This is a genomic window from Nocardiopsis exhalans, assembly GCF_024134545.1.
GTDB classification, from domain to species: domain Bacteria; phylum Actinomycetota; class Actinomycetes; order Streptosporangiales; family Streptosporangiaceae; genus Nocardiopsis; species Nocardiopsis exhalans.
Genome location: NZ_CP099837.1, coordinates 1 through 15509, shown reverse-complemented (window position 1 = coordinate 15509; position 15509 = coordinate 1). Strand labels below are relative to the sequence as shown.

The 15509-nt window shown below is 64.3% G+C and carries 7 protein-coding genes and 3 rRNA genes; 9 read left to right on the top strand and 1 reads right to left on the bottom strand.

Annotation, left to right across the window (positions count from 1 at the left end):
* Positions 1 to 269 precede the first annotated feature (269 nt).
* On the bottom strand, positions 270 to 1082 hold the full coding sequence (locus NE857_RS00050) for a Fic family protein (protein WP_184366911.1): 813 nt from the start codon (positions 1080 to 1082) through the stop codon (positions 270 to 272).
* A gap of 205 nt (positions 1083 to 1287) precedes the next feature.
* Here NE857_RS00050 and acs point away from each other — a divergent pair, with 205 nt between their 5' ends.
* The 9 genes from acs to rrf all read left to right on the top strand — a co-directional run bounded on the left by acs (position 1288) and on the right by rrf (position 15323).
* Complete coding sequence (acs, locus tag NE857_RS00045; protein WP_017583847.1) at positions 1288 to 3258, top strand: acetate--CoA ligase; 1971 nt, start codon at positions 1288 to 1290, stop codon at positions 3256 to 3258.
* A gap of 215 nt (positions 3259 to 3473) precedes the next feature.
* Positions 3474 to 3962 (top strand): phage holin family protein, encoded by a 489-nt coding sequence (locus NE857_RS00040; protein WP_254419246.1) that lies wholly within the window; start codon positions 3474 to 3476, stop codon positions 3960 to 3962.
* Positions 3963 to 3968: 6 nt separating this feature from the next.
* Positions 3969 to 4901: an alpha/beta fold hydrolase gene (locus tag NE857_RS00035; RefSeq protein ID WP_254419245.1), complete on the top strand. Its 933-nt coding sequence runs from the start codon at positions 3969 to 3971 to the stop codon at positions 4899 to 4901.
* Positions 4902 to 4952: 51 nt separating this feature from the next.
* The gene (locus NE857_RS00030) at positions 4953 to 5468 is read left to right on the top strand and encodes a DUF309 domain-containing protein (protein ID WP_254419244.1); all 516 of its coding nucleotides are present in this window, start codon (positions 4953 to 4955) and stop codon (positions 5466 to 5468) included.
* 731 nt (positions 5469 to 6199) lie between these two features.
* Positions 6200 to 8638: a sodium-translocating pyrophosphatase gene (locus NE857_RS00025; RefSeq protein WP_254419243.1), complete on the top strand. Its 2439-nt coding sequence runs from the start codon at positions 6200 to 6202 to the stop codon at positions 8636 to 8638.
* 348 nt (positions 8639 to 8986) lie between these two features.
* Positions 8987 to 9478: a SixA phosphatase family protein gene (locus tag NE857_RS00020; protein WP_254419242.1), complete on the top strand. Its 492-nt coding sequence runs from the start codon at positions 8987 to 8989 to the stop codon at positions 9476 to 9478.
* A 675-nt stretch (positions 9479 to 10153) separates the two neighbouring features.
* A 16S ribosomal RNA gene (locus tag NE857_RS00015) occupies positions 10154 to 11686 on the top strand.
* A gap of 327 nt (positions 11687 to 12013) precedes the next feature.
* Positions 12014 to 15110: ribosomal RNA gene (locus tag NE857_RS00010) — 23S ribosomal RNA — on the top strand.
* Positions 15111 to 15207: 97 nt separating this feature from the next.
* Positions 15208 to 15323, top strand: a 5S ribosomal RNA gene (gene rrf / locus NE857_RS00005).
* Together the 16S, 23S and 5S rRNA genes form the textbook arrangement of a ribosomal RNA operon.
* Positions 15324 to 15509: the final 186 nt, after the last annotated feature.

Below are 15509 nucleotides of genomic sequence, written 5' to 3'. Positions count from 1 at the left end.
GTGTCCAGGTTTGGTGGAACTGGGTTCCACCAGGTCGGACTAGAGATAGTGACGCTTGCTAACCCGCACCTGCGAGCCGGAAACGGCGCCCCGGACCAACGGTCCGAGGCGCCGTTCGACATGCGTGTGCACCGACTCGAAGCAATCCGGAAACATTCGCTCACGTTCAAGCGTGACCGAACTGATATGTATCCGAGTTACTACTCGTTGGTAAATGAACTAGTTTCGCGAACTTGAGGGTTTTCCACTGGATCGCCCGACCAGCGACATCAGCCGCGCTTGAGCGCCTCACACGTGGCCAGCGAGTCCTGTGCGCCGGCCCGCACCGCACGGCAGCAGTACACGACCCACTCAGCGACGCCCTCGGGGGTGCCAGCCATGTATCCGCGCAGAGCCGGACCGTACTCGTCCTTCAGGGTCTGGTGTCCGAGCTCGGACGTGACCAGCGACTTGGGGTCCAGGCCCCGCTCGACGAGAGTGAGCCGCTCGGCGGCGCGCGCCACCAGACCGTCCCCCCAGCCGAACGGCCGGATCGCCATCAGCTCGCCGTGCACCAGCGCGGAGGTCACCAGTGCGGGCACCTTCGTCCGCGAGCCCAGCAGCGTGTACAGGCCCTCCAGGCGGGCGGCGGCACCGGCGGCGCTCGGCGCCGGGCCGAGTTCGAGGGGGTCCTCGATCCGCTCACCCTCCAGCCGGGGGCGGCCCAGCGCCTCCTCGGACACGGCGTCGGCCGCGGCCAGCGTGTGCAGCCGTGCCAACGCCTGGCGGGGCGCCTGGGGCCAGGTCTCCACCAGGGTGCCCAGCTCACCGCCGATCCGCAGCGCACCCTTGATCCGGGTGTCGTACACGTGGCCGTCCCGGATCTCGTCCATCGAGACCTCGGCGCCCTCCAGCGCGGCCGACGCACACGCGCCGCGCAGGGAGGACTCCATGGACACGTCGCTGCTCCGGCGGCGCAGGATGCGGTGTCCCAGCAGCCGGTCGACCAGGGTCCGCGTCTCTTCGACCGCGTCGCTCACCCCCGGCAGTTCGGCGATTCGGGACAGCGGGTCGGGCACGGAGGCAGAAGTCGATTCGCTCACGAAAAACAACACTACGCGGCGGTAACACCGTGTGCTCCCACCCCGGACCGGGCACCACGGAACCGCTCGTCGCGGACCGGTGACCGTTCACCGACCGTTCGTCGCGTGCCCGGCCCCCGCTGCCGCTGGACGGCGCCCCAGCTGTTCACGCGGTATGGACCACATGATTAATTGGGTGTTAACCGCCAACGTAAGGAGAATCACAGTGGCCGACAGCACTCCCCCGAGCCAGGAGACACTGTCCAACCTTCTCCACGAGACCCGCAGCTTCCCGCCGCCCGCGGACCTCGCAGCGAACGCCAACGTCAAGGCGGACGCCTATGACACCGCGGCGCAGGACCGCCTCGGCTTCTGGGAGGAGCAGGCCCGGAGGCTCCAGTGGGAGCAGCCCTGGGACACGGTCCTGGACTGGAACCCGCCCTACGCCAAGTGGTTCGTCGGCGGCAAGCTGAACGCCTCCGTCAACTGCGTGGACCGGCACGTCGAAGCGGGCATCGGCGACCGCGTCGCCCTCCAGTGGGAGGGAGAGCCCGGCGACAGCCGCGCCATCACCTACGCCGAGCTCAAGGACCAGGTCTCCCAGGCGGCCAACGCCCTCACCTCGCTGGGCGTGGCCAAGGGCGACCGCGTCGCCATCTACATGCCGATGATCCCCGAGACCGTCGTCGCCATGCTCGCCTGCGCTCGCATCGGCGCCGTGCACATGGTCGTCTTCGGCGGCTTCTCCGTGGACGCCCTCGGCCAGCGCCTGGACGACAGCCAGGCCAAGCTCGTCATCACCGCGGACGGCGGCTACCGGCGCGGCAAGCCCAGCGCCCTCAAGCCCGCCGTCGACGGCGCCGTCGCGGGCCGCCCCGCGGTCGAGAACGTCCTCGTCGTCCGCCGCACCGGCCAGGACGTCGAGTGGAACGAGCGCGACGTGTGGTGGCACGACGTCGTCGACTCCGCCAGTACCGAGCACACCCCCGAGGCCCACGACGCCGAGGACCCGCTGTACATCATGTACACCAGCGGCACCACGGCCAAGCCCAAGGGCATCCTGCACACCACCGGCGGCTACCTCACGCAGGCCTCCTACACCCACTGGGCGGTCTTCGACCTCAAGCCGGAGACCGACGTCTACTGGTGCGCCGCCGACATCGGCTGGGTGACCGGCCACTCCTACATCGTCTACGGCCCGCTCTCCAACGCGGCGACCGTCGTCATGTACGAGGGCACCCCGGACACCCCGCACAAGGGCCGCTTCTGGGAGCTCATCGAGAAGTACAAGGTCACCATCGCCTACATGGCGCCCACGGCGATCCGCACCTTCATGAAGTGGGGCGACGAGATCCCCGCCAAGTACGACCTCTCGAGCCTGCGTGTCATCGGCTCGGTCGGTGAGCCGATCAACCCCGAGGCCTACATGTGGTACCGGGAGAACATCGGCGGTGGGAACACACCGGTCGTGGACACCTGGTGGCAGACCGAGACCGGCGCGATCATGGTCAGCCCCCTGCCGGGCGTCACCTCGGGCAAGCCGGGCGCCGCGATGCGCGCCATCCCGGGGGTGGCCGCCGACGTGGTGGACGAGGAAGGCAACTCCGTCCCCGACGGCGATGGCGGCTTCATCGTCATCCGCGAGCCGTGGCCGTCCATGCTCCGCGGCATCTGGGGCGACGACCAGCGCTACAAGGACACCTACTGGTCGCGTTTCGAGGGCCTGTACTTCCCGGGCGACGGCGCCAAGAAGGACGAGGACGGCGACCTGTGGCTGCTCGGCCGCGTGGACGACGTCATGCTCGTCTCCGGCCACAACATCTCCACCACCGAGGTGGAGTCCGCGCTGGTCTCCCACCCGAAGGTCGCCGAGGCCGCGGTCGTGGGCGCCGCCGACAAGGTGACCGGCCAGGCCATCGTCGCCTTCGTCATCCTGCGCGGCGGCCTGGAGGAGGTCCCCGAGGACCTGGTCCAGGAACTGCGCAACCACGTCGGCACCTCGCTCGGCCCGATCGCCAAGCCCGCCCGGCTCCTCGCCGTTCCCGAGCTGCCCAAGACCCGCTCCGGCAAGATCATGCGCCGACTGCTGCGCGACATCGCCGAGAACCGGGACATCGGTGACACCTCGACCCTCACCGACTCCTCGATCATGGACGTGATCGCCAAGCAGCTGCCCTCCGCCAAGCAGGGTGACTGACCCTCTAGCCGAACCGTCTCCCGGCCACCGTCCAGCCGGGGGACCCCGGCGCCCCGTTCCTTCCTTCCGAAGGGGCGGGGCGCCGTTCCCGCTCACTCACGTGACGAAACCGAAGCCCCCGGTTTTGCGTGCCGTGAGAGACATGGGAGGGAGGGCATGTGCGAGGATGCGGAGGATCATCCGCGTGTTCGCACCGAGAGAAGGGAACCCCCACGATGGTGGACAAGCCGGGTGCCGGCCAACCTGGCGCTGCCAGCGACTCCGATCGCTCCATCGGTGAGTTGGTCTCCGACGCCACCGACAATCTCTCCCGCATCGTGCGGCTCGAGATCAAGCTCGCCAAGCTCGAAGCCAAGGCCGACGCGGTCAAGATCGGCAAGAGCCTCGGGGAGTTCGGGGCCGCAGCCTTCGTCCTCCACCTGGTCCTGATCCTGTTCTCGGTCACCGTGGGCCTCTTCCTCGCCGAAGTGGCAGGGTGGGCCTTCTGGCTCTCCTTCCTGACCGTCACCGGCTTCTACCTGCTGATCGCCGCCCTCCTCATCCTGGTCGCGGTGATCAACCTGAAACGCCGCCAGGGCCTGGCCCGCACCGCGGTCACCACCTCGCGCCTCATGGGGATCCTGCGCGGTGAGATCCGACCGCCCCGCAGCGCTGACGTCGAGACCGCCGCGGACAGCGAGCCCCCCGCTCCCGCCGGCCGTTAGCCGACGGTGCTGGACGACTCGGCCGCCTACGTCGACGGTCCCTGGACCCACCGAACGGTCAGCGCCGCCGGTGCCCGGTTCCACGTGGCCGAACTCGGCGAGGGCCCACTCGTCCTCCTCCTGCACGGGTTCCCCCAGTTCTGGTGGGCCTGGCGCGACCAGCTGCCCGCACTGGCCGAGGCGGGGTACCGGGCCGTCGCGGTCGACCTGCGCGGCTACGGGGCCAGCGACAAGACACCGCGCGGCTACGACCTCGTGGGGCTGGCCCAGGACATGGCGAGCCTGGTCCGCGCGCTCGGCGCGGCCGACGCCGCGGTGGTCGGCCACGGAGTCGGCGGGCTCGTCGGATGGACCATGACCGCCTACCACCCCGGTGCCGTCCGCGCCCTGGCCGCGATCTCGGCCCCCCATCCCCGGCGCGCGGCGCGCGTCCTGTTCTCCGGCGGGCCGGGCACCCGGCACATGCTCCGCGCCCAGCTGCCGATCCTGCCCGAACACCGCCTCCTCGCCGACGGCTGCGTGCGCGTGGGCGAGCTCCTCGACGAGTGGTCCGCCCCGGGTTGGCCGGACCGGGAGGCGCGGGAGCGCTACCGGCTCGCGTTCTCGATCCCCAAGGTCTCGCACTGCTCCCTGGAGTACCACCGCTGGATCTTCCGGTCGCGGTGGCGCACGGACGGGCTCAGGTACGTCAACCGGATGCGGCTCCCGGTCCGGGTCCCCGTCCTCCAACTGCACGGGGCCCTGGACCCCGTGTGCCCGCCGGATACCGCGCGCTCCTCCCGCAAGCATGTTCTCGGCCCCTTCGTTTGGGTGCGGGTGCCGGGTGCCGGGCACTTTCCCCACGAGGAGCGCCCGCGCGAGGTGGAGCGGGCTCTCGTAGGGTGGTTGCGGGAGATCGACGGCCAACGACCGGCAGCGGACGACAGCCGACAGCGGTGAACGTCCGGCGGTGAACAGCGGTATGCAGCGGCGAACGGCGGTGAGGCACGCATGAGCACGGGACCTCGACCAGGGTCGGAGGGAGTCCGCGATCGCAACGAGACCGGGCAGGCACAGAACCAGCGACCGCGGGACCGTTACGGTCGCCCGATGCCGCACGGCAGCGTCGGCGAGGTGGACCGGGTGCCCGACGACGCCGTGTTCACCGTGGAGGAGGGCATCGCCGAGGCGCAGCGCCTGCTCGACGGCGGGTTCGCCTTCACCGCCCACGAAGTACTCGAAGCGGTGTGGAAGTCCGTGGACGAGCCGGAACGTGAACTGTGGCGGGGGCTCGCACAGACCGCCGTGGGTGTCACGCACGCCCAGCGCGGCAACCGGGTCGGCGCGGCCCGCCTGCTCCGGCGCGGTGCGGACCGGGTGGAGCCCTTCGGCCCCGATGCTCCGCACGGGGTGGACGTGGCCGGTGTGGCGGCGTTCGCCCGGGCCCTGGCCGACGACCTCGATTCCGGCCGCGCGACCTCCGGCGACGGCATCGACCCCTCGGGGATGCGCCTGCGCCAGGCGTAGATCTGTCCCGCCCGGTGAGCGGGGCCATAGAGAGGGCGGCGAGGGGACGGAGTCTTTCGTCTTCCGGGCGACAGCGGCCTTTTCGGGATACGGTTGCCCGGAGGGTGATTCCGTCCAGGCCGAAACCACACCCCATCCCAGGGGATGTCAAGAAGCGGCGCAGGGACGGCGAGTGTTCTCCGGCGGCTGTCAGACGATCGCCGTGGAGCCGCCTGGCCCCCCGCTTCCCCCTGGTGCGCCCGGTGCGCCCGAGGCCCCTGTGGCTTCTGATCCCTAAGTGGCAAATTTCCCTTTCATGGGCTTCTGCGTGCTTTAACGTTAACATCGAGTTAACACGTTATGCGGAGCTATGCGCGATCAATCAGGTCGATAAAGCACTTTATCCGATTCCCAAGATCACCGTGAGATCACATCTTTAATCTCTCTTGGGCAAATGCCGAATCAGCTCTCTGATTTATTTCTTTCCGTGCGTAGAATCCCCGGATCACCGTCCGCGCGTGAGTAACCGCGGACGGCGTGCACCACACAGAAAGGTGGCACCGCTTCGACCCCGACAAGCGTGCCGTTGAGCCAGTTCAGATGCCTTTCGGACAGCGGTACGTCCACGGCGGTGCGCGGCACCGAAGCCCACGAGGCCGACGTTCCGCACGCCTTCGCGGAGGGGCCGAAAAGGACGTGCCCGTCTCAAGGAGGACGGATTGTCTGGGCTCAACCTCGCCACTGGAAGTGGCATGGCTCTAGCGCTGGAGGGGAAGGACCTCACCCTCGTCATCGTCGTGATGGTGGTCGCGCTGCTCGCGCTCGCCGTCGCGGGGATGCTGGTTCGTGAGGTCCTCGCCGCCGGTCAGGGCACCGAGCGAATGCGCAACATCGCGGTCGCGGTCCAGGAAGGAGCCGCGGCCTACCTGAAACGGCAGTTCCGAACCCTCGCGGTGTTCGTCGTCGCCATCCCCCTTCTACTACTCCTGCTGCCCGCGGACAGCTGGGCGATCGCCATCGGGCGGTCGCTCTTCTTCGCCCTCGGCGCGCTGCTCTCCGCCGCGACGGGGTTCATCGGTATGTGGCTCGCGGTCCGCGGCAACGTCCGGGTCGCCGCGGCCGCGCGGGGCGGCGGTGAGAGCGACAACCACCGCGCCATGCGGATCGCCTTCCGCACCGGCGGCGTCGCGGGCATGATCACCGTCGGCCTCGGCCTGTTCGGTGCCGCGCTCGTCGTCGTCCTCTACCGGGGCGACGCCCCCATCGTCCTCGAGGGCTTCGGCTTCGGCGCCGCGCTCCTGGCGATGTTCATGCGTGTGGGCGGCGGCATCTTCACCAAGGCCGCCGACGTCGGCGCCGACCTCGTCGGCAAGGTCGAACAGGGCATTCCCGAGGACGACCCGCGCAACGCCGCCACCATCGCGGACAACGTCGGCGACAACGTCGGCGACTGCGCGGGCATGGCCGCCGACCTCTTCGAGTCCTACGCCGTGGTCCTCGTCGCCTCGCTCATCCTCGGCCGGGTCGCGTTCGGCACCGAGGGCCTGGTCTTCCCGCTGCTGGTCCCGATGATCGGTGTCATCACCGCCATCATCGGCATCTTCATCGTGGCGCCCAAGGCCAAGGACAAGACCGCGATGACCGCGATCAACCGCGGCTTCTTCATCTCCGCCGCGATCTCCGCCGTCCTGGTCACCGCCACCGCCTTCTGGTACCTGCCCAGCAGCTTCGAGGAGATGAACGGGGTCAGCGAGAGCGTCATGGCCGAGATCGCCGAAGCGGGCACCAACCCCGACCCGAGGTTCATCGCGGTCGCCGCGGTCCTCATCGGTCTGGTGCTCGCCGCCGCCATCCAGCTGCTCACCGGCTACTTCACCGAGACCGACAAGCGCCCGGTCAAGGACATCGGCGAGAGCTCCCAGACCGGCGCGGCCACCGTCATCCTGTCCGGCATCTCCGTCGGCCTGGAGTCGGCGGTCTACTCGGCCCTGCTCATCGCGGGCGCCGTGTACGCGGCGTTCCTCCTGGGCGGCGGATCCATCACCCTCAGCCTGTTCGCCGTGGCCCTCGCCGGAACCGGCCTGCTCACCACCGTCGGCATCATCGTCGCGATGGACACCTTCGGTCCGGTCTCCGACAACGCCCAGGGCATCGCCGAGATGTCCGGGGACGTCGAGGGCAAGGGAGCCGAGATCCTCACCGGTCTCGACGCCGTCGGCAACACCACCAAGGCGATCACCAAGGGCATCGCGATCGCCACCGCGGTCCTGGCCGCCACCGCCCTGTTCGGCGCGTTCCGTACCTCGGTACAGGAACAGCTCAGCCTCGCCGGGCTCGACCCCGACTCCTTCTCCCTCTCCCTGGACCAGCCCGACGTGCTCGTCGGCGTCATCATCGGTGCCAGCGTCGTGTTCTTCTTCTCCGGCCTGGCGATCATGGCGGTGGGCCGCGCCGCCCAGCGCGTGGTCCTGGAGGTGCGCAACCAGTTCCGCACCCGCCCGGGGATCATGGACGGCACGGAGAAGCCGGAGTACGCGCGGGTGGTCGACATCTGCACCAAGGATTCGCTGCGCGAGCTGGTCACCCCCGGTCTCCTCGCGGTCCTGGCCCCCATCGCGGTCGGGTTCGCCTTCGGGTACGCCCCGCTCGGTGCGTTCCTCGGCGGTGCCATCGCCGCCGGTGTGCTCATGGCGGTGTTCCTGTCCAACTCCGGCGGCGCCTGGGACAACGCCAAGAAGCTGGTGGAGGACGGTCACCACGGCGGCAAGGGTTCCGCCGCCCACGAGGCCACGATCATCGGCGACACCGTTGGCGACCCCTTCAAGGACACCGCGGGCCCGGCCATCAACCCGCTGCTCAAGGTGATGAACCTCGTCGCCCTGATCGTCGCGCCCAGCGTGGTGCTCTACGCGGACAACACCGCTCTGCGGGTCGGCGTGACCGTGGTCGCGGTCGGTGTGCTGGTCGGCGCCATCCTCTGGTCCAAGAACCGGGGCGCGGGTACCGAGACCGACCTCGCCGAGATCAGTGGTGCCTCCGCGCCCAAGGACGCCCCCGAATCGGGTGACGGTGGCGCCGTCACCGAAGGGGACGACACCGAGGTCACCGGGGACGGCACCGAGACCGGTCCGGAGAACAAGGACGGCGACCGTAGGGAGGAAGCCCGCGCGGGGGATGCCGGCAAGGGCTGACCCCTCCTACCCCTCTTCTTCTGTTTCTGTCTGCACAGTGATTCTGTCTGAACAGTGTCTTCTGAAGACTGTCTGAGCACGCGGCCGTCCGGGACCTCCCGGGCGGCCGCGCCGCGTGCGGTCACCAAGAGAGCGGACACGAAGAGAGAAGGGGACGCCAAGGGAGGGGTGCCGTCCAGGGTGGTGAGGACACACCTAACCTGGGTGGGCGTGACCGCGCAGGTCACGGCGGACCGACCACATGGTCAAGGGAGTGGCGTTGTCGGGGTTCAAGGGTTTGTTGGTCACCGTGGGGGCGATGGTGGGCTTCATGGCCCTCCTCGCCGTGGTCGCGACGGTGTTGTCGTCATGAACCGGACGCTCCTGCTGATGCGCCACGCCAAGGCCGAGGACAGTTATGAGGTCACGGACTACGACCGCGCCCTCACCACGAAGGGGTGGGGCCAAGCCGAACGCGTCGGCCAGCTGCTCGCCGAGCGGGGGTACACCCCGGACCACGTGATCTGCTCCGCGGCCAAGCGGACCCGTCAGACCCTGGAGGGGGTCCTGAGCGCCATGGAACTCTCCGGGGGGCTCTCCTTCCGGCCGGAGACCGACTACGCCGAGGCCGCCTATCTCGCGGGAGCGGACGAACTCCTGGGACTGGTCAACCTGGTCGACGCTGACGTGAGCACGGTCCTGGTGGTCGGCCACAACCCGACCATCGCCCAGATGGCCGCTTCCTTCGTGGGCAGTGAGGCCCTGGTGGCCTACTCCCCGGCGACCGTGGCCGCCGTGGATCTCGAGGTCGAGTGGCTGTACGCCGCCCCTGGGACCGGTGCCGGCAGCATCCTGAACTGAACGAACGGGGTGTGCTCCAGAACGTGACCCAGGACACACCCGTGGTCGTTTGCATCGTCCCGGGGTGGGGGGTAATGTTCTCCGAGTCGCCTCCGACCGGCCCAAGGCCGCTAGGGGAGCACGATCTTCTCGGTCGAAGCGAACACGGGTTCCCTGTGGGCGTGATCGGATCTTCGAGTCAGACACTCTCCGAAGCACAGCGGTTCGAGTACTCCTCGGGCCATGTAAGCTCAGAGAGTTGCTTCGAACAGACCAGCGAAAACAACGCGGTGAAAACACCGCCGAGGAAACGCTAGACTGGGAAAAGCACAACGGGCTTTACCCCGATCTGGTTGACACAAACCGCCGATTTGGCGGGGCGCGGAACACCTGATAAAGTAAAGACACAACGAAGCGGAACGGACGCGAAAGCGACCGGGAAGCAGAAGAAAAAAGCCTTCCACGGAAGAGCAGACGGAACCAGCTGGTTCTGGCGCTTGTACGGGAAGAGTGATTGTTTCTTGAGAACTCAACAGCGCGTGTTTGATTTTCTTTAAGCCATGTTTGTTTTGGCCCCGACGCACTTCGGTGCGTAGGGTTCCTTTGATTGGTCATCGCGAGATGATCGGTCAGGATTTCTTCTAGGTTTACTCACCCCAGGCTGACCTCACGGTCGCCGGGATGGGTTGTTTGACCTTTATGGAGAGTTTGATCCTGGCTCAGGACGAACGCTGGCGGCGTGCTTAACACATGCAAGTCGAGCGGTAAGGCCCTTCGGGGTACACGAGCGGCGAACGGGTGAGTAACACGTGAGCAACCTGCCCCTGACTCCGGGATAAGCGGTGGAAACGCCGTCTAATACCGGATATGACCTGCCACCTCATGGTGGCGGGTGGAAAGTTTTATCGGTCAGGGATGGGCTCGCGGCCTATCAGCTTGTTGGTGGGGTAACGGCCTACCAAGGCGATTACGGGTAGCCGGCCTGAGAGGGCGACCGGCCACACTGGGACTGAGACACGGCCCAGACTCCTGCGGGAGGCAGCAGTGGGGAATATTGCACAATGGGCGAAAGCCTGATGCAGCGACGCCGCGTGGGGGATGACGGCCTTCGGGTTGTAAACCTCTTTTACCACCAACGCAGGCTCCGGGTTCTCTCGGGGTTGACGGTAGGTGGGGAATAAGGACCGGCTAACTACGTGCCAGCAGCCGCGGTAATACGTAGGGTCCGAGCGTTGTCCGGAATTATTGGGCGTAAAGAGCTCGTAGGCGGCATGTCGCGTCTGCTGTGAAAGACCGGGGCTTAACTCCGGTTCTGCAGTGGATACGGGCATGCTAGAGGTAGGTAGGGGAAACTGGAATTCCTGGTGTAGCGGTGAAATGCGCAGATATCAGGAGGAACACCGGTGGCGAAGGCGGGTTTCTGGGCCTTACCTGACGCTGAGGAGCGAAAGCATGGGGAGCGAACAGGATTAGATACCCTGGTAGTCCATGCCGTAAACGTTGGGCGCTAGGTGTGGGGACTTTCCACGGTTTCCGCGCCGTAGCTAACGCATTAAGCGCCCCGCCTGGGGAGTACGGCCGCAAGGCTAAAACTCAAAGGAATTGACGGGGGCCCGCACAAGCGGCGGAGCATGTTGCTTAATTCGACGCAACGCGAAGAACCTTACCAAGGTTTGACATCACCCGTGGACCTGTAGAGATACAGGGTCATTTAGTTGGTGGGTGACAGGTGGTGCATGGCTGTCGTCAGCTCGTGTCGTGAGATGTTGGGTTAAGTCCCGCAACGAGCGCAACCCTTGTTCTATGTTGCCAGCACGTAATGGTGGGGACTCATAGGAGACTGCCGGGGTCAACTCGGAGGAAGGTGGGGACGACGTCAAGTCATCATGCCCCTTATGTCTTGGGCTGCAAACATGCTACAATGGCCGGTACAATGGGCGTGCGATACCGTAAGGTGGAGCGAATCCCTTAAAGCCGGTCTCAGTTCGGATTGGGGTCTGCAACTCGACCCCATGAAGGTGGAGTCGCTAGTAATCGCGGATCAGCAACGCCGCGGTGAATACGTTCCCGGGCCTTGTACACACCGCCCGTCACGTCATGAAAGTCGGCAACACCCGAAACTTGTGGCCTAACCCTTCGGGGAGGGAATGAGTGAAGGTGGGGCTGGCGATTGGGACGAAGTCGTAACAAGGTAGCCGTACCGGAAGGTGCGGCTGGATCACCTCCTTTCTAAGGAGTCTTTACAGGTCGGCACTTTTTCTACAGCCGGCCGGACTCGGAAGTGGACCTGAGCGCCTGGGCCTTGATGGTCTGGTGCGACTCGGGAGTGGCTAAAGTAGAATCGAACTTCACCTCTGGCGACTAGAAGCGTCAGGGGGCGCGCTGTTGGGTATCTGAGGAAGCAATCCCTTGTGGGTTGCATCCCGCTACCACCTCCAGTAACTCCTACGGCTCTGGTTCTCCTTGTGAGGATCGGGGTTGTGGTTTGAGGTAGGGGAGTTTGTGGTTGGTGTTTTGATTTGTGAATAGTGTGCGCGAGCATCTTATTATCTGTAGTGGCCAAGTGATAGTGGCACACGGTGGATGCCTTGGCATCAGGCGCCGATGAAGGACGTGGGAGGCCACGATAGGCCGCGGGGAGCTGTCAACCGAGCTTTGATCCGCGGGTGTCCGAATGGGGAAACCTAGCCCGAGTTGTGTCGGGTTGCCGCTACCTGAATGTATAGGGTAGTTGGTGGTGACGCGGGGAAGTGAAACATCTCAGTACCCGTAGGAAGAGTAAACAACAGTGATTCTCCTAGTAGTGGTGAGCGAACGGGGAAGAGGCTAAACCGCATGCGTGTGATAGACGGCAGTCGTTGCGTGTGCGGGGTTGTGGGATGCATCTTTTCAGGTCTGTCGGCCTGGAGCGCTGATGATTTTTCTAGCTGAAACCGTTGGGAAGCGGTACCGGAGTGGGTGAGAGTCCCGTAGGTGAAGGAAGAGTCTAGGTGTTGATGTTCTCCCGAGTAGCGCGGAGCCCGAGAAATTCCGTGTGAATCTGGCAGGACCACCTGCTAAGCCAAAATACGTCCTGATGACCGATAGTGCACTAGTACCGTGAGGGAAAGGTGAAAAGTGCCCCGGTGAGGGGTCGTGAAATAGTACCTGAAACCGTGTGCTGTCAAGCCGTCAGAGCTGGGACTTCGGTTCTTGTGATGGCGTGCCTTTTGAAGAATGAGCCTGCGAGTCATGGTGTGTGGCGAGGTTAACCCGGGTGGGGTAGCCGTAGGGAAACCGAGTCTGAATAGGGCGTTTGAGTCGCATGCTGTGGACCCGAAGCGGAGTGATCTACCCATGTCCAGGGTGAAGCGGGGGTAAGACCTCGTGGAGGCCCGAACCCACCAGAGTTGAAAATCTGGGGGATGAGGTGTGGGTAGGGGTGAAAGGCCAATCAAACTCCGTGATAGCTGGTTCTCCCCGAAATGCATTTAGGTGCAGCGTCACGTGTTTCTTGCTGGAGGTAGAGCTACTGTTTGGCTGATGGGCCCTACAAGGTTACTGACGTCAGACAAACTCCGAATGCCGGTTAAGTGAAGCGTGGCAGTGAGACTGCGGGGGATAAGCTTCGTAGTCGAGAGGGAAACAGCCCAGATCATCAGCTAAGGCCCCTAAGCGTGTGCTAAGTGGGAAAGGTTGTGGAGTTGCTGAGACAACCAGGAGGTTGGCTTAGAAGCAGCCATCCTTTAAAGAGTGCGTAATAGCTCACTGGTCAAGTGGTTCTGCGCCGATAATGTAGCGGGGCTTAAGTACACCGCCGAAGCTGTGAAGTTCAGCCTGTAAGGGCTGGGTTGGTAGGGGAGCGTCGTGCATCCAGTGAAGCTGCCGAGTGATCGAGTGGTGGAGGGTGTGCGAGTGAGAATGCAGGCATGAGTAGCGAAAGCAACGTGAGAAACGTTGCCGCCGATTGACTAAGGGTTCCTGGGGCAGGTTAATCCGCCCAGGGTGAGTCTGGACCTAAGGCGAGGCCGACAGGCGTAGTCGATGGATAACGGGTTGATATTCCCGTACCCGTGCACGAGCGTCCAGTATCGAATCAGGTGATGCTAACCACGCTGGATCCTTCGAAATCCTTCGGGAGATCGTTGGTATCTGGTCTGGGACCCGAGCTTGTAGTAGGTAAGTGATGGGGTGACGCAGGAGGGTAGCTCTACCCGGCGGTGGTTGTCCGGGGGTAAGCGTGTAGGCCGAGAGGTAGGCAAATCCGCCTCTCACATAAGGCTGAGACGTGATGCCGAGCCGTTTTCGGTGAAGTGAGTGATCCCATGCTGTCGAGAAAAGCCTCTAGCGAGTTCGTGTGTGGCCAGTACCCTAAACCGACGCAGGTGGTCAGGTAGAGAATACCGAGGCGTTCGGGTGAACCATGGTTAAGGAACTCGGCAAATTGTCCCCGTAACTTTGGGAGAAGGGGAGCCCTGTCTGGTGACGGATCTTGCATCCTGAGCTGGGTGGGGTCGCAGATAGCGGGGGGAAGCGACTGTTTATTAAAAACACAGGTCCGTGCGAAGTCGTAAGACGCTGTATACGGACTGACGCCTGCCCGGTGCTGGAACGTTAAGAGGACTGGTTAGTTGGGGTTCGCCCCGGCGAAGCTAGGAATCTAAGCGCCAGTAAACGGCGGTGGTAACTATAACCATCCTAAGGTAGCGAAATTCCTTGTCGGGTAAGTTCCGACCTGCACGAATGGCGTAACGACTTCCCCACTGTCTCAACCATGGGCCCGGTGAAATTGCACTACGAGTAAAGATGCTCGTTTCGCGCAGCAGGACGGAAAGACCCCGGGACCTTCACTATAGCTTGACATTGGTGTTTGGGATGGTTTGTGTAGGATAGGTGGGAGCCTGTGAAGTCGTCACGCTAGTGGCGGTGGAGGCGTTGGTGAAATACCACTCTGACTGTTTCGGGCATCTAACTTTGGACCGTGATCCGGTTCGGGGACAGTGTCTGGTGGGTAGTTTAACTGGGGCGGTTGCCTCCCAAAGAGTAACGGAGGCGCCCAAAGGTTCCCTCAGCCTGGTTGGTAATCAGGTGTTGAGTGTAAGTGCACAAGGGAGCTTGACTGTGAGACGGACGTGTCGAGCAGGAGCGAAAGCTGGGACTAGTGATCCGGCACCGGCGTGTGGAAGCGGTGTCGCTCAACGGCTAAAAGGTACCCCGGGGATAACAGGCTGATCTTCCCCAAGAGTCCATATCGACGGGATGGTTTGGCACCTCGATGTCGGCTCGTCGCATCCTGGGGCTGGAGTTGGTCCCAAGGGTTGGGCTGTTCGCCCATTAAAGCGGCACGCGAGCTGGGTTTAGAACGTCGTGAGACAGTTCGGTCCCTATCCGCTGTGCGCGTTGGAGACTTGAGAAGGGCTGTCCCTAGTACGAGAGGACCGGGACGGACGAACCTCTGGTGTGCCAGTTGTCCTGCCAAGGGCATGGCTGGTTGGCTACGTTCGGGAGAGATAACCGCTGAAAGCATCTAAGCGGGAAGCTTGCTTCGAGATGAGGTCTCCTGCCTCCTAGAGAGGGTAAGGCTCCCTGTAGACGACGGGGTTGATAGGCTGGATGTGGAAGCCCTGTGAGGGGTGGAGCTGACCGGTACTAATAGGCCGAGGGCTTGTCCGCTGCAGATAATTGGATGTTCGCGCACACTTGTTCACGAAAGCTTGGCTGTCGTGATTCCCCTGGTGGTTTGGGGTTGAGTCATGGTGGTTGTTGGTTTCCGTGGTGGTTTTAGCAGGAGGGTCACACCCGGTCTCATTCCGAACCCGGTCGTTAAGTCTCCTTGCGCTGATGGTACTGCTCTGTGATGGGGTGGGAGAGTAGGTCGCCGCCACGGTTTTTCTTGAGGGGAGGGGGTTCGTTCTTCGGAACGGGCCCCCTTCTTTTTGTTGCCGGTGTTTGTGAACATGTGAATGGTGGGGGTTTTGGTTCGTGTGCGGGTTCTTCGTTGGTCTCTGTCGGGTTCTGCGTGATCTTGCTACCAGGAGCGAGTTCGGCGCCGACTTCGCTCCTGGTAGCAAGA